Annotated in this window: 14 protein-coding genes and 1 pseudogene; 8 read left to right on the forward strand and 7 right to left on the reverse strand. The window is 65.0% G+C overall.

Going from position 1 to position 14,056, the window contains the following annotated elements; all coding sequences use genetic code 11:
* Positions 1-41: 41 nt before the first annotated feature.
* A complete protein-coding gene (hemF, locus tag OKW52_RS14635) occupies positions 42-923 on the forward strand; it encodes an oxygen-dependent coproporphyrinogen oxidase (protein WP_264506366.1) in 882 nt (293 codons plus the stop codon).
* A gap of 332 nt (positions 924-1,255) precedes the next feature.
* Positions 1,256-3,028, forward strand: coding sequence for a sugar phosphorylase (locus OKW52_RS14640; RefSeq protein WP_406622266.1), 1,773 nt, complete (start codon positions 1,256-1,258; stop codon positions 3,026-3,028).
* A 4-nt stretch (positions 3,029-3,032) separates the two neighbouring features.
* Here OKW52_RS14640 and OKW52_RS14645 read toward each other — a convergent pair whose 3' ends face one another.
* The 5 genes and pseudogenes from OKW52_RS14645 to OKW52_RS14665 all read right to left on the reverse strand — a co-directional run bounded on the left by OKW52_RS14645 (position 3,033) and on the right by OKW52_RS14665 (position 7,424).
* Entirely contained in the window at positions 3,033-4,259 is a 1,227-nt protein-coding gene (locus OKW52_RS14645) for a glycosyltransferase family protein (RefSeq protein WP_264506367.1), read from the reverse strand.
* Positions 4,252-5,025, reverse strand: coding sequence for an HAD-IIB family hydrolase (locus tag OKW52_RS14650; protein ID WP_264506368.1), 774 nt, complete (start codon positions 5,023-5,025; stop codon positions 4,252-4,254). The genes OKW52_RS14645 and OKW52_RS14650 overlap by 8 nt, the downstream gene beginning before the upstream one ends.
* Positions 5,026-5,137: 112 nt before the next feature.
* Positions 5,138-5,911, reverse strand: coding sequence for an ABC transporter permease (locus tag OKW52_RS14655; RefSeq protein ID WP_264506369.1), 774 nt, complete (start codon positions 5,909-5,911; stop codon positions 5,138-5,140).
* Positions 5,908-6,635: pseudogene (locus tag OKW52_RS14660) on the reverse strand (ABC transporter permease). Before OKW52_RS14660 ends, OKW52_RS14655 begins: the two are co-directional and overlap by 4 nt.
* Before the next feature lie 24 nt (positions 6,636-6,659).
* Positions 6,660-7,424, reverse strand: a complete 765-nt coding sequence (locus OKW52_RS14665; RefSeq protein ID WP_264506371.1) for a transporter substrate-binding domain-containing protein — start codon at positions 7,422-7,424, stop codon at positions 6,660-6,662.
* Between the two features lie 110 nt (positions 7,425-7,534).
* Between OKW52_RS14665 and OKW52_RS14670 the strand changes: the two genes are divergently transcribed.
* From OKW52_RS14670 to OKW52_RS14695, 6 genes are read left to right on the forward strand one after another with little or no spacing between them, the layout of a single operon-like run.
* On the forward strand, positions 7,535-8,404 hold the full coding sequence (locus tag OKW52_RS14670; RefSeq protein WP_264506372.1) for a dimethylarginine dimethylaminohydrolase family protein: 870 nt from the start codon (positions 7,535-7,537) through the stop codon (positions 8,402-8,404).
* Positions 8,401-8,550, forward strand: coding sequence for a hypothetical protein (locus OKW52_RS14675; protein WP_264506373.1), 150 nt, complete (start codon positions 8,401-8,403; stop codon positions 8,548-8,550). The genes OKW52_RS14670 and OKW52_RS14675 overlap by 4 nt, the downstream gene beginning before the upstream one ends.
* Entirely contained in the window at positions 8,523-8,831 is a 309-nt protein-coding gene (locus OKW52_RS14680) for a TetR/AcrR family transcriptional regulator (protein ID WP_264507714.1), read from the forward strand. The genes OKW52_RS14675 and OKW52_RS14680 overlap by 28 nt, the downstream gene beginning before the upstream one ends.
* The gene (locus OKW52_RS14685; protein ID WP_264506374.1) at positions 8,747-9,025 is read left to right on the forward strand and encodes a TetR family transcriptional regulator C-terminal domain-containing protein; all 279 of its coding nucleotides are present in this window, start codon (positions 8,747-8,749) and stop codon (positions 9,023-9,025) included. Before OKW52_RS14680 ends, OKW52_RS14685 begins: the two co-directional genes overlap by 85 nt.
* A 1-nt stretch (position 9,026) precedes the next feature.
* Positions 9,027-10,205, forward strand: a complete 1,179-nt coding sequence (locus OKW52_RS14690; protein WP_264506375.1) for a pyridoxal phosphate-dependent aminotransferase — start codon at positions 9,027-9,029, stop codon at positions 10,203-10,205.
* Complete coding sequence (locus OKW52_RS14695) at positions 10,202-11,755, forward strand: 5-guanidino-2-oxopentanoate decarboxylase (protein ID WP_264506376.1); 1,554 nt, start codon at positions 10,202-10,204, stop codon at positions 11,753-11,755. Before OKW52_RS14690 ends, OKW52_RS14695 begins: the two co-directional genes overlap by 4 nt.
* A gap of 134 nt (positions 11,756-11,889) precedes the next feature.
* Here the strand turns inward: OKW52_RS14695 and clpX are convergent, their stop codons facing one another.
* Both clpX and OKW52_RS14705 read right to left on the reverse strand, forming a co-directional pair.
* Positions 11,890-13,170, reverse strand: a complete 1,281-nt coding sequence (gene clpX / locus OKW52_RS14700; protein ID WP_264506377.1) for an ATP-dependent Clp protease ATP-binding subunit ClpX — start codon at positions 13,168-13,170, stop codon at positions 11,890-11,892.
* A 116-nt stretch (positions 13,171-13,286) separates the two neighbouring features.
* Positions 13,287-13,913: an ATP-dependent Clp protease proteolytic subunit gene (locus OKW52_RS14705; RefSeq protein ID WP_127108778.1), complete on the reverse strand. Its 627-nt coding sequence runs from the start codon at positions 13,911-13,913 to the stop codon at positions 13,287-13,289.
* Positions 13,914-14,056 lie beyond the last annotated feature (143 nt).

Below are 14,056 nucleotides of genomic sequence, written 5' to 3' on the forward strand. Positions count from 1 at the left end.
GCATCCGGGCACCCCAAACCATCCCCGACAGGGAGAGCCGCATGACCGATTTCGACACCCGCAAAACTCAGGCCGCCGACTGGTTCCGCAGCCTGCGTGACACGATCACCGCGCGTTTCGAGGCGCTTGAGGACAGCACCGACAGCGACCTGCCACCGGGCCGGTTCGAGGTCACGCCCACCACCCGCGACGAAGGCCGCGGCGGGGGCGGCATCATGTCAGTGATGCGCGGCGGGCGGCTGTTCGAGAAGGTCGGGGTGAACTGGTCCGCCGTGCACGGCACGCTGGGCGAGCGCGCGCAAAAGGCCATGGCGGCGCGCGGCGTGCCGGGGATGGCGGATGATCCGCGCTTCTGGGCCTCGGGGATCAGCCTTGTCGCCCATATGCGCAACCCGCATTGCCCGGCGGTGCATATGAACACGCGGATGTTCTGGACGCCGGGGGCGTGGTGGTTCGGCGGCGGGGCCGACCTGAACCCCTGTCTTGAGTACCCCGACGATACCGCGCATTTCCACGCCGAAATGCACCGCGCCTGCGACGCGCATGACCCGGCCTATTACCCAAGGTTCAAATCCTGGGCGGATGAGTATTTCTTCATCCCCCACCGAGGCCGCGCGCGCGGGGTCGGCGGGATCTTCTATGACGACCTGAATTCGGGCGGCAGCGATCACGACAGCTGGGACGCCGATTTCGCCTTTACCCGCGCGGTGGGCGACGCCTTCCTGCCCGCCTTCGCCCCCTTGTGCGAAAAGCGCCGGACCAGCCCCTGGACCGATGCCGACCGCGAAGCGCAACTGATCCACCGCGGGCTCTATGCCGAGTATAACCTCGTCTACGACAGGGGCACCAAGTTCGGTCTGGAAACCGGCCACGACGCGAACGCCGTGCTGATGAGCCTGCCGCCGCTGGCAAAATGGATCTGAGGATCAAGGCGGCGCGCGCGGGCACGCCCGCGCGCAGGTCTTTGCGTGTGTTTCAGGGGGCCTTCAGCCCCCTCTTCGGCTGACGCCGAATTCACCCCGGAGGATATTTGAAGAGCAAAGAGCGGCATTAACGTTTTGTTAACCGCGCCTCTTTGCTCTTCAAATATCCCGGGGGCGGGCCGGAACGGCCCGGCGGGGGGCAGCGCCCCCTCGACCTGCGGTTTTTTCACCACACCAGAGGTTAGGCGCTCATCACACAGGCACTCACGGAACGCACCGGCACCAAGTCAGGCCGCAGCGCTTTACGGCTGAGGTATAGGCGATAGACTCCTGTGGAAAACCCGAGGAGCAGACCGATCGCCGCCCCCACCGACGCCCCCAGCCTTCGCACCCGTCTCTCAACCCTGTTGCGCGGGCTCTATCCCGGGCAGGATCCGCTGGCCCTGACCCGCGACGTCATCACCGCCTTCTGGCCCGATGCCCGTCCACGCCGTCAGCGTCCGCGCCGCCCGTCCAACAACCTGTGGTCCGAGCGCGATGCGCTGGTCATCACCTATGGCAACTCGATCATCGACGGGCAGCACAAGCCGCTGGATCTGCTGCTGGATTTCGTCGAGGGCAATCTCAAGGGCGCGGTGAACGGCGTGCATATCCTGCCGTTCTTCCCCTATACCTCGGACGATGGCTTTGCCGTCACCGATTACTACAAGGTCGATCCGACGCTGGGCGACTGGCCCGACATCGCGCGGATCGGGTCCGAGTTCATGTTGATGTCGGATATGGTGCTCAACCATGTCTCGTCGCAGGGCACATGGTTCAACGACTACCGGCAGGGCAAGGCCCCCTTCGACCGGTTCTTCATGGAAGCCTCGCCCGAGGATGACCTGAGCGCCGTCGTCCGCCCCCGCACCACCCCGCTGTTGCGGAAGGTCGACACCACCATGGGCCCCCGTCATGTCTGGTGCACCTTCAGCCATGATCAGGTTGACCTCGATTTCCGCAACCCAGCCGTCTTGATGGAGATCCTGCGCATCCTGCGCTTTCACATCGATCAGGGCGTGCGCATCATCCGGCTGGATGCCGTGGCCTTTGTGTGGAAGATACCCGGCTCGCCCTCGATCCACCTGCCGCAGACCCATGCCATCGTCAAACTGATGCGGGTGCTGGCCGATTTCGCCACGGAAAAGGTCATCCTGCTGACCGAAACCAACGTCCCCAAGGCCGAGAACCTCAGCTATTTCGGCCGCCGGGACGAGGCGCATATGGTCTATAATTTCCCGCTGCCGCCCTTGGTGCTGCACGCCGTTCTGGCCAGCAATGTGCGCTATCTGCGCCGCTGGCTGCGCACCATGCCGCCCGCCCCGCTGGGCTGCGCCTATTTCAACTTTTCCGCCAGCCATGATGGCATCGGCATGCGCCCGGTCGAAGGCATTCTGCCGCAGGACGAGATCGGCCAGATGATCACCGCCGTGCAGGACGCAGGCGGTTTGGTATCGATGCGCTCGTTGCCCGGCGGCGCACAGGCCCCCTATGAGATCAACTGCACCTTCTTCGACGCGATGAGCCGCACCTTTGCGGGTGACGAAGCGCTCAAGATCCCGCGCTTTTTGTGCTCGCAAACCGTCGCCATGTCGCTTGAAGGCATCCCGGCTTTCTACCTGCATTCCCTGCTCGCCACGCCCAATGACCATGAGGCCGTCTCAAGGCGCGGCATGAACCGGGCGATCAACCGGCATCGCTGGCACTATCCCGATCTGCGCGCGGCGCTGGCCGATCCGGCCAGCGACCAGGCGCAGGTCTTGGGTGAAATGCGGCGCCGCCTCAAGATCCGCGCGCGGCAGGCGGCGTTCCATCCCAACGCCACGCAGTTGACGTTGCAGATCGACGACCGGTTGCTGGGCGTCTGGCGTCAGTCGCTGGACCGCCGCCAGTCGATCTTTGCGCTGCACAATGTCTCGGCCGAGAATATCGAGCTGGACGCCTATGACCTCAACCTGATCGACGACGAAGACTGGCGCGATCTGCTGAGTGATGAGGCGATCATCGCCGACGGGGTGATCCCGATGGCGCCCTATCAGTGCCGCTGGATAACCAACACCGGTTGAGGCTCTATGCGGGGGCGCTGTCGGCCATGTCCGCTGCCACCGCCGCTTTGAAGTCACTCAGGAAACTCGGGTCCGCCGCGTGGACGAGGTTCCAGTTCGGAATGAACGGCAGCTCTTGCGGGTTTTCCAGAAAGATCTGGCCCGCCTGAATGATATTCTCGGCAAAAAGGGTGATCGAGCGTTCCTCGGCCGGGCGGTCGAAGGTCAGACCGTTCATCTGCGCCTCGTGCGAGTAGACCTCCAGCATATCGAGTGCCCGGCGATAGTATGTCGCCTTGAGCGTGCGGAAGATGTTGGGCGACAGCACCACGCCATCGGCGGCCATCTTGCGGAAGATCGCCTTGCAGATGTCCATCGACATCCGGTTCAGGCCCCCCAGCGCGTCCTCGGCTGACAGATCCTGATGCTTGTGGTCGTAAAGATCGGCGATCTCGACCTGACAGACCGCGCGCGGCCCCAGATTGCGCCAGGCCTCGGACAGCACGCCGATTTCCAGCCCCCAGTCCGAGGGCATGCGCAGATCGGGCAGCGTCGCGGTGCGCACGGCGAATTCGCCTGACAACGGGTAGCGAAAGGCGCGCAAATAGTCGATGTAATCGCTGGGGCCCAGCACCTTGCGCAATGAGATCAGCAAGGGGCTGACGAGGTTGCGCGTCACGCGCCCGCCCAGCCGGTCATTGCCGACGCGGGCATAAAACCCTTTGGACAGGTGATAGGGAAACGCCGGATGCGCCACCGGATACACCAGCCGCGACAGCATCTCGCGGTGATAGGTGACGATGTCGCAATCGTGGATCGCCATCACCGCGCTGTCGGCGCAGGCGATCAGGTAGCCCAGACAGCCCCAGACATTGCGCCCCTTGCCCGGCTCGATCGGCCCCAGCCCGTGCGGCTCCAGCCGCTCCATCAGCGCCTTCATGCGCGGGCCGTCGTTCCAGATCACCACATGGTTCTGCGGCAACCGGGCAAAGAAACGGCGGGCGTGCAGGTATTGCGCGTGGCTGGCGGCGTCCAGACCGATGATGATGCGGTGCAGGTATTTCACCTTTGACAGCTCACCCAGGATGTTCTGCAGCGCATCGCCTTCCAGTTCTGAGAACAGCGACGGCAGAATCAGGCTGATCTTGCGCGTCTGGGCGAAGGTTTCGAGCCGGTATTCCAGCTCTTCCAGCGAGCGGGTGCGCAGGTTGTGGAACTGCGCGATATTGCCGTTCTGGTGAAAGTCAGCCATCGAGCCGGTCTCCTTGTGTCATCACGCCGAGCCCGCGCAGCACGGCCTCCAGCCCTTCGCGCCAGCCCGCAGGCCCCTCGGCTTGGGTGCGCAGAATTCGCCCCGCGTCTTCGCCGGGCAGCGGCGGCAGGCCCGGCCCGTGGGTGTTGCGCACCACGACGCCGTGGTCGGCGGCGCAGAGAAGTTCGGCGTCGTTGGGTGCATCGCCCAACGCAATCGTCACGTCAGGCCGCACCTGCGCTTTGAGGTCAGCCAGACGCCCGGCCTTGGTGCCGCCAAAGGACAGCGTCAGGAACCGCCCGCCGCGCCGGGCGCTGATGCCGCGTGTTTCGAGCGCCGTCAGGAACCCGGCCAACCCGGCGTCATCCCCCAGCCACAACCCCGGCTCGGAATAAGCGCGGGTCTGCGCCAGCGCGGCCTCGGCGGGTGGCAGGCTGGTGACAGCGGACACCTCGGCCACGCTCATATCGCCAAAGCCCTGAAACGGCGCGTCAATCCCGGCCAGTGCCGCGCGCAGCCGCCGGTAGGGCGTGTCGTCGAACCGCCCGTCAAACACCGCCGCGCCATTCTCGACAATCGCCGGCCAGCGCTGCAGGCCCAGCCGCTCTTGCCACATGGCAATCTCGGCCCCGGTCTTGGAGGACGCCAACACCACCGGCACATTATGCGCCGCCAGCCAGTCCAGCATCGGTTGCGCCGGGGCGAAAGAATAGGTCGCGTGATCGAGCAACGTCCCGTCGAGATCACTCACGATCATCAGCCGCATGATTGCTCCTGTCTTTACAGGATCAACCTAGGACCGCTGCCCGGGCTTGGCCATGCAGCAGCGCCTCCCACCCCTCAGCCGTTCGTGAAGTGCCTCATTTGCGGGCAGTGCGTCAGGCCAGCCCGCGCGTGAACCGCCGCTCAAGCCAGCGGAACCCCAGCGCGATCAGCCCGGCGATGATCAGGTAGATCAGCGCCAGCAACAACAGCGGCTCGTAGATCACGAATGTGTCCTGCCGCACCCGGCTGGCGACCGCGTAAATGTCGATCACCGTGATCGTCGCCACCAGCGGCGTCGCTTTCAGCTGCAACACCGTCTCGCCGCCCAAGGTCGGCAGCGCGCGCGCCAGCGCCTGCGGCAACCAGATGCGCCGGAAAACAGCAAAGCGCGACAGGCCATAGGCCCGCGCGGCCTCTAGCTGGCCATGCGGCACCGATTTGAACGCGCCGCGCATCACCTCGCCCTCGTATCCCGCATAGCTGAGCGACAGCGCCAGCAGCGCATAGGGCCAGGCCTGCCGCAGGTAGGGCCACAGCTCGGACTGGCGGATCCACGGGTATTGCGGGAACAGGCTGCCCAGCCCGTAGTAAATCAGCCAGATCTGCAACAAGAGCGGCGTGCCCCGGATCAGCGTGCAGAACCAGCGCGCGGGCGCGGCCAGCCAGAACGGCCCCGCCGCCTGCGCCAGTCCCAGCGGCAGGGCCATGCTGAAGCCGATGAGCAGCGACAGGGCCAGCAGCCAGAGCGTGCGCCACAGGCCCTGCGCGCCCAGCTCGGCATAGCGCGGGATCCAGTCCCAGCGCATCGCCAGCCCGGCCCAGACCATCACCCCCAGCGCAACGGCGATCAGCCCCACGCGATGCGGTTGCAGCCAGTCACGCCTCATGCCCGCGCCCCCGCCTGTCCACGCCGGAACCGCGTCTCAAGCCACCCGAACAGGCGGCCAGACAGCAGCGTCATCAACAGGTACAAAGCCCCGGCGGCAAGGAAAAACGTGAAATACGCGCGGGTTGAGCCGGCAGCCTGCCGCGTCTCCAGCGTCAGCTCGCTGAAGCCGACGATGGCCAGCAACGCCGTGTCCTTGGTCGCAATCAGCCACAGGTTCGACAGCCCCGGCAGCGCCAGCGGCAACATCGCCGGAAAGGTCACCCGCCGGAACGTCTGCACCGGCCCCATGCCATAGGCGCGCGCCGCCTCCAGCTGACCGCGCGGCACCGACTGGATCGCCCCGCGCAGCACCTCGGTCGCATAGGCGCCCTGCACGATGCCCAGCACGCCGATCCCGGCAGCAAGGCCGGAAATCTCGATCGGCCGCTGGCCCAGAAGTTGCAGGAGCTGGTTCAGCAGATCCGTGCCTGCATAATAAAGCAGCAAGATCAGGATGAGCTCGGGCACCGCGCGCACCACGGTCGTATAGACCGCCAGCAGATCGCGCGTCACCGGCCCGCCACCCAGCTTGCCCAAGGCCCCCAGCGTGCCGATGAAGCACCCGACGGCAAAGGCCCCCAGCGCGATGATCAGCGAATTTGCGGCCCCACGCAAAAGGTTGCCCCCCAGCCCGGAGGCTCGAGCGACAAGAGCGTGACCGAGGCTTCAAGCCCCGGCCACACCGAATAAAGCCAGTCAAGCAACGCTTACTGGCCGTAGATCGACGTTGCGAAGTACCGCGCGGTGATCTCGTCATAAACGCCATTCGCCACGATGGCGGCGATCCCGGCGTTGAACTGCTCGCGCAGCGCATCGTCCCCTTTGCGCAGCCCCACGCCAACGCCCGAGCCCAGGATCGCCTCGTCATGCGCCACGGCCCCTTTCAGCTCGCAGCACGCCCCGGCGTCCGAGCTGAGGAATTCGTCCAGCGCCAGACTGTCGGCCTGCGTCGCGTCGATCCGGCCCGAGGCGAGATCCTGATTGGCCTCATCCTGCGTCTGATAGGTGCGGATCTCGGTCTCGCCTTCGAAATACTGCTGCGCATAGGTCTGGTGCACGGTCGAGACCTGAACACCCAGCACCATGCCAGCCATGCCTTCGGGCGACGCGTCCATTTCCATGTCGCGCTGACCGACGATCACGGTCGGCGTGTTGTAGTAAGGGTCCGAAAAATCAATGGTCTGCAGCCGGTCTTCGGTGATCGACATCGAGGCCATGATCGCGTCGATCCGGTTCGAGACCAGCGCGGGGATGATCCCGTCCCACGCGGTCGGGGTGATCTCGCATTCCATCGCGGCGGCTTCGCAGACGGCGTTGATGATATCGACTTCCCAGCCCACCCAGTTGCCCGCCGCATCGGGGGCAGCAAAGGGCGGATAGGGTTCAGCGGCAATGCCAATGCGCACGGGGTCAGCGGCGGCGGCACCGGCAAGCAAAGCCAGAGCGGACGCGGTCAGGAGAATGGATTTCATGGGTACCTCTTCTGTTGCGGCACTGTTGGTCGCGCCTGTGTTTGTTCTTGTAGAAGGCCAAAACTTTGGTAATTGTGCAAGTGTATAATTACTGCACGAAGGGCTCTCGCATGACCTATGGCGCCGAAGACCGCACGAAACCCCTCGCCCGCGTCCTGATGCGTGCGCCCGGTCCGGCCATGGCAGCCGCCAAGGCTGAACAATGGCACTATGGCCTTGGCTTCAATCCACAGCGCGCCGAGTCCCAGCACGCCGAGCTTGCCCGTATCGTCGCCGCATCGGGCGCAGAAATCCACTGGATTCCGTCCGAGGATGACGGGATGTCAGACGCGGTCTTCGTGCAGGATCCGTCTTTCGTCACCCGCGCGGGCGCCGTCGTGCTCAACATGGGCAAGGCCCTGCGCCGTGGCGAACCCGCTCTGCACGTGGCCACCTATGAGGCCCTTGGCGTGCCGGTCATCGGCCAGTTGAGCGGCGACGCGACGGTCGAATCGGGCGATTGCGTCTGGATCGACCCCGACACGCTGGCGATCGGCCGGGGTGCGCGCTCAACCCAGGCCGGCATCGACGCCGTTGCCGCCATCCTTGCGCCGCACGGGATCTCCGTCGCCGCCTATGACCTGCCCTATTGGACCGGCCCCGAGGCCTGCCTGCACCTGATGTCGCTGATCTCGCCGCTCGGGCCCAAGCTGGCACTGATCCATGCGCCGCTTCTGCCCTATGCGCTCTGGGCCGATCTGACCGCGCGCGGCTGGACGCTGCTGCACGCGCCTGCCGATGAATTTGCGGCCTCGAACGGGCTCAGCCTGAATGTGCTGATGCTTAGCCCGCAAGATGTGGTGATGGTCGCGGGCTTTCCCAAAACCCGCAAACTGATGGAGGACGCGGGCTGCCGCGTGCAAACCTTCGACGGCGATGCGCTCTGTATCGCCTGCGAGGGCGGGCCGACCTGCCTGACCCGCCCGGTCCTGCGGCAATGACCGAGCGCCGCTCATTCGTTCGTGCGGGCGAAGAGACCCGCCGCGCCGCGCTGATCGACGCCACGCTCGACCTGATCGCCGAGGGGGGCCGCAAGCCGCCACCGTCCGCGCCATTGCGCTGCGGGCCGGTGTCACCCCGGGACTGATCCGGCATTACTTCGACACCAAAGAAGACCTCGTCGCCGCCGCGCATGAAACCCTGATGAACGGCCTGACCGAGGCCAGTGCAGCGCAGCTCGACGAACTTCCCGACGACCCGCTGGCCCGGCTGGCTGGCTTTGTCGGCAACGCGGTCTCACCCCTGTCACCGACCCGCGCGGCGTGGCGCTCTGGGCGGCGTCGATGCAGCTGGTGCCGCGTGACCCGGCGATGCGCGCGGTTCACGAGGCGACCTATCTGGGCTTTCGCGGACGGCTTGAAGACATGATCTGCGAGGCGCTGCGCGCGGCGGGTCGCCCGACGCAAAGCAGCCGTGCGCTGGCCATCGCGGGAAACGCGTTGCTTGACGGTCTGTGGATCGAGGCCGGCGCCCTGCCCGACCACTTCGCGCCAGGAGAGCTGAAATCCATTGCGATCAATGCCTTCTCGCGCCTTCTTGAACTTGAACTGCCTGAGGGTTGAGATGAAATACGCCACCGTCACCCAAGATCTTGCCGGGCTCGGCTCGGACAAATGGGCCCTTGTCGCCGCCGCCCATGCGCGCGCGAAGGCCGGACACAAGGTCATCAACCTGACCATCGGCGAGCCGGATGTGCCGACGCCCGAGGCCCTGATCGAAACCGCCTGCGCCTCGATGCGCGCGGGGCGGACCGGCTATTCCAACGGGCGTGGCGAGGACGTTCTTTTAACTGCCCTTTCAAAGCGTTACAGCGAAGACCTCAAGCGGCCCTTTGGCAAGGAACGCTTCCTGTGCCTGCCCGGAACGCAGACCTCGCTCTATCTGGTGCTGCGCAGCCTGTGCGATGCAGGCAGCGAAGTGATCATCGGTGATCCGATGTATGCCACGTACGAAGGACTGATCCGCGCCGCGGGTGCCGTTCCTGTGCCCGTTCTCTTGCGGCCGGAAGATAACTTCCGCCTGCAAGCAGCTGATGTTGCCGGGAAAATAACGCCCGCCACGCGCGCGATCTTCCTCAACACGCCCCACAACCCGACCGGCGCGATCTTGCAGCCAGGCGACCTTCGCGCCCTCGGTGAGTTGGCACAAAAGCACGACCTGTGGATCATCTCGGATGAGGTTTACGGCGAACTCACCCATAACGGCCGCCCCTTTACCTCGGCGCTCACCGATCCCGCGTTTGAAGAGCGCACGGTGATTACCGCCTCGATCTCGAAAAGCCACGCTTCGCCGGGTTTCCGCTCTGGCTGGGCCGTTGGTCCCGCCGCTTTCACCGCCCGCGCCCTGCCGCTGTCCGAGACGATGCTGTTTGGCTCGCAGCCCTTCATCGCCGACATGACCGCGCAGGCGGTCAGCGCGCCCTCGGTGCTGGCGCAGGGCATGGCTGCGCGCATGGCCAACCGGGCGCAGATCATCTTTGATGAACTCGATGGCACCGCCGGTCTGCACGTCCACCGGCCCGAGGCCGGGATGTTCGCGCTGATAGACATTCGCACCCTGTCGCGCGACTCGCTTGCTTTTGCGCTGGACCTGCTGGACAACACCGGTGTGGCGATGATGCCCGGCGCCTCGTTCGGCGTGGCGCTTGAAGGCTGGCTGCGCGTTGCGCTGAACGCCTCGGACGCCGACACGCGCGAGGCCTGCAAGCGTCTGGCCGGGTATGCCCAACTGAAGGCCGCATGAAGAGCGTCGCGCAAACCCTTGTAGACTGGCTGAAACTCGAAGGCGTCGAGGTGATCTTTGGTATCCCCGGCGTCCACACCATCGAGCTGTATCGCGCCCTCGCCGGGTCCGGCATCCGCCATGTGACCCCCCGGCACGAGGCCAGCGCGGGCTTCATGGCCGACGGCTATGCGCGCGTTTCGGGCCGCTTTGGCGTGGCGCTGGTGATCACCGGGCCGGGCGTGACCAACATCCTGACGCCCATGGCGCAGGCGCGCGCGGACAGTGTGCCGATCCTTGTCATCTCGGGCGTCAACCGGCGTGACACGCTGGGCAAGGGGCTGGGCTACCTGCACGAGCTGCCCGACCAGCGCGCCGTGACCCGTGTGCTGGGGCCTGCGCTGCATCTTGAAGACCCGCACGCCCTGCCCGGTCTGCTGGCCCATGCCGGGCGTGCCCTGACCACCGGGCGCGGCGGACCGGTGCATCTGGAGATCCCGCTGGATCTGATGGCGGCGAAATCACCCCCCGCGACCGCGCTGGCGATGCCCGTCGTGACGCCGTCCGACCCCGCCAAGGCCCGCGCGCGCCTGCGCCAGTCCAAGCGCCCGCTGATCCTTGCCGGTGGCGGCTGCGCCAAGGCAGGACCGCAGTTGCAGGCGCTGGCCGAAGCTCTTGGCGCGCCCGTCGTGCTGACCGCCAACGCGCGCGGTTTGATGCACGCGCATCCGCTGGCTGTCCCGGCTTCGCCCAGCCTGGGCCCCATCCGCGAGCTGATCCGGGGTGCCGATCAGCTTTTGGTCGTCGGCTCGGAACTGGGGCCCACCGATTACGACATGTACGCCACCGGCCAGATGCCTGACCTGTCTGGCATGATCCGCATCGACATCGACGGCGCGCAACTGGCCCGCCATTTCGCCGCGCTGACCCTGCAGGGCGATGCGGCCACAATCCTGCCCCGGCTGCACCCACTTGCCGCCGCGCCTGACGGTGCCGAGCGCGCCGCCGCCGCCCGGCAGGCCGCCTTCGCCGCGCTCGAGCCCGACTATCAGGACGAAACCCGTCTGCTTCAGGCCCTCCGCGACGCGGTGCCGGAGGCGATCTTTGTCGGCGATTCCACACAGATCGCCTATGCTGGCAACCTCTACTACAGCCACGACCGTGTCGGCGGCTGGTTCAACGCCGCCACTGGCTATGGCGCTTTGGGCTACGGTATCGGCGCTGCCGTCGGCGCTGCACTGGCCGCGCCCGGCACGCGGGTGATCTGCCTGACCGGCGACGGCGGGCTGATGTTCCACCCCGGCGAGTTGCGCACAGCGCGCGATGAAGGGCTGGATGTGACCTTTGTCGTTTTCAACAACGAAGGCTATGGAGAGATCGCGCTGGCAATGAAAGAAGCGGGGGCCGAGGTGATCGGCTGCACGCCGACTGCCCCGGACATGGAGGCATTGGCCACGGCGATGGGTCTGCCGTTTGCGCGCGGCACGGACGCCGATCTGCCCGCGCTGGTGGCCAGTGGAAAAGGTCCGCGGCTGATCGAAATTACGCGCAAGAATGTCAAAGATTTATGAGGGTTGCGAGATCCGTCAAATGACTGACGTTTGAATGTCAGACATCGCATCCCTACCCCAGAACAACCACGCCACCCAAAGAAAAGCGCCCCGAGACATCTCTCGGGGCGCTTTCTATTGCATACGGGAAACGATTAGCCCGCCGATGACGTCGCGGCTTGGGCCTTGGCATCGGTATAGATCAGCAGAGGGCGGGCACCGGCGGTGACAGCCTCATCGTTGACCACAACCTCTTCGACATTCTCCATGCCCGGCAGTTCGAACATGGTGTCGAGCAGGATGTCTTCCATGATCGAGCGAAGCCCGCGCGCGCCGGTTTTGCGCGCGATGGCACGGCGCGAGATCGAGCGCAGAGCATCGTCGGTAAAGGTCAGATCCGCGCCTTCGATCTCGAACAGACGCTGGTATTGCTTGACCAGCGCGTTCTTGGGCTCGGTCAGGATGGTGACCAGCGCGTCTTCGTCCAGATCGGTCAGCGTGGCGATCACCGGCAGACGGCCGACGAATTCCGGGATCAGACCGAACTTGAGCAGATCTTCTGGCTCCAGCTTGACCAGCGCCTCGCCGACGGTGGTCTGGCTTTCGTCCTTGACGTCTGCGCCAAAGCCGATGCCCGTGCCCTTGCTGCGCTGCGCGATGATCCGCTCCAGCCCGGCGAACGCGCCGCCGCAGATGAACAGGATGTTGGTCGTATCCACTTGCAGGAATTCCTGCTGCGGATGCTTGCGGCCACCCTGCGGCGGCACCGAGGCAACGGTGCCTTCCATCAGCTTCAGCAGCGCCTGCTGAACACCCTCACCCGACACGTCGCGGGTGATCGAGGGATTGTCCGACTTGCGGGTGATCTTGTCGACTTCGTCGATATAGACGATGCCGCGCTGCGCCCGCTCGACGTTGTATTCCGACGACTGCAGCAGCTTGAGGATGATGTTTTCCACATCCTCACCCACGTAGCCGGCTTCGGTCAGCGTGGTCGCATCCGCCATCGTGAAGGGCACATCCAGAATGCGCGCCAGCGTCTGCGCCAGCAGCGTCTTGCCGCAGCCCGTCGGGCCGATCAGCAGGATGTTGGATTTGGACAATTCGATCTCGCCGCCCTTGCCGGCTTTGCCCGAATACCCAAGACGTTTGTAATGGTTATGAACCGCGACCGAGAGGACACGCTTGGCGCGCTCCTGCCCGATAACATAGTCATCCAGAACCTGGCAGATCTCGCGCGGCGTCGGAACGCCGTCGGTGGTCTTGAACCCGCTGCCCTTGGTCTCCTCGCGGATGATGTCCATGCACAGCTCGACGCATTCATCACAGATGAAAACGGTCGGGCCCGCGATCAGCTTGCGTACCTCGTGCTGGCTTTTGCCGCAAAAGGAACAATACAGCGTATTTTTGCTGTCATTGCCGGAGGAATGAGCCATTCGACACCTCGTGCTCGTAATCGGTTCTGACCTTCTGACGGGCCTTTATTGCAAGGTTAGGCCAGCCAGCGGGCGGGAACAATGCCAAAGTGCACTGCCCCGCCCGCCCTTCAGGCTTAGGAAGCAGCGGCAGTTGCGTCGCGGCTTTCGAGAATATTGTCGATCAGACCCCAGTCCTTGGCGGCTTCGGGCGTCATGAAGTTGTCACGCTCGAGCGCCGCTTCGACCTTTTTCAGGGTCTGGCCGCAGTGTTTCACATAAATCTGATTCAGACGCTCGCGCAGTTCGAGGATCTCACGCGCGTGGATCGAGATGTCCGAAGCCTGGCCCTGGAACCCGCCCGAGGGCTGGTGCACCATGATCCGGCTGTTGGGCAGCGAGAAGCGCATGTCCTTCTGGCCCGCCGCCAGCAGCAGCGACCCCATCGAGGCCGCCTGACCGATCACCAGCGTCGAAACCTTGGGCTTGATGTATTGCATCGTATCATAGATCGACAGACCCGAGGTCACCACGCCACCGGGCGAGTTGATGTACATCGAGATTTCTTTCGACGGGTTTTCCGCCTCAAGGTGGAGCAGCTGCGCCACGATCAGGGTCGCCATCGAGTCGTGGACGGGTCCGGTGACAAAGATCACCCGCTCTTTGAGAAGGCGCGAGAAGATGTCATAGGCCCGCTCGCCCCGGCTGGTCTGTTCCACGACCATGGGAACGAGGTTCATGTAGGTTTCAATCGGATCGCGCATCGCTCGGGCCTCGCTGCTGGCGTCTGGTGCCACATTAGGGGTCAAATCTTGCCCAAGACTTAGCCTTCCGAACAGACCCCCGCAAGGGCAGGCTCCGGCGCTTTTTCGTCACCTGCGTTTTCACCGCCGCGCCCCGGGCAAGC

It is taken from the genome of Pararhodobacter zhoushanensis (assembly GCF_025949695.1).
In the GTDB taxonomy this organism is placed as follows: domain Bacteria; phylum Pseudomonadota; class Alphaproteobacteria; order Rhodobacterales; family Rhodobacteraceae; genus Pararhodobacter; species Pararhodobacter zhoushanensis_A.

What these genes read in the sequence shown, in the direction of transcription:
- hemF (WP_264506366.1), top strand. Translation starts at nt 42, where the DNA reads ATGACCGATTTCGACACCCGCAAAACTCAGGCCGCCGACTGGTTCCGC.
- OKW52_RS14645 (WP_264506367.1), bottom strand. Translation starts at nt 4,259, where the DNA reads ATGGCTGACTTTCACCAGAACGGCAATATCGCGCAGTTCCACAACCTG.
- OKW52_RS14650 (WP_264506368.1), bottom strand. Translation starts at nt 5,025, where the DNA reads ATGCGGCTGATGATCGTGAGTGATCTCGACGGGACGTTGCTCGATCAC.
- OKW52_RS14655 (WP_264506369.1), bottom strand. Translation starts at nt 5,911, where the DNA reads ATGAGGCGTGACTGGCTGCAACCGCATCGCGTGGGGCTGATCGCCGTT.
- OKW52_RS14665 (WP_264506371.1), bottom strand. Translation starts at nt 7,424, where the DNA reads ATGAAATCCATTCTCCTGACCGCGTCCGCTCTGGCTTTGCTTGCCGGT.
- OKW52_RS14670 (WP_264506372.1), top strand. Translation starts at nt 7,535, where the DNA reads ATGACCTATGGCGCCGAAGACCGCACGAAACCCCTCGCCCGCGTCCTG.
- OKW52_RS14675 (WP_264506373.1), top strand. Translation starts at nt 8,401, where the DNA reads ATGACCGAGCGCCGCTCATTCGTTCGTGCGGGCGAAGAGACCCGCCGC.
- OKW52_RS14685 (WP_264506374.1), top strand. Translation starts at nt 8,747, where the DNA reads ATGCAGCTGGTGCCGCGTGACCCGGCGATGCGCGCGGTTCACGAGGCG.
- OKW52_RS14690 (WP_264506375.1), top strand. Translation starts at nt 9,027, where the DNA reads ATGAAATACGCCACCGTCACCCAAGATCTTGCCGGGCTCGGCTCGGAC.
- OKW52_RS14695 (WP_264506376.1), top strand. Translation starts at nt 10,202, where the DNA reads ATGAAGAGCGTCGCGCAAACCCTTGTAGACTGGCTGAAACTCGAAGGC.
- clpX (WP_264506377.1), bottom strand. Translation starts at nt 13,170, where the DNA reads ATGGCTCATTCCTCCGGCAATGACAGCAAAAATACGCTGTATTGTTCC.
- OKW52_RS14705 (WP_127108778.1), bottom strand. Translation starts at nt 13,913, where the DNA reads ATGCGCGATCCGATTGAAACCTACATGAACCTCGTTCCCATGGTCGTG.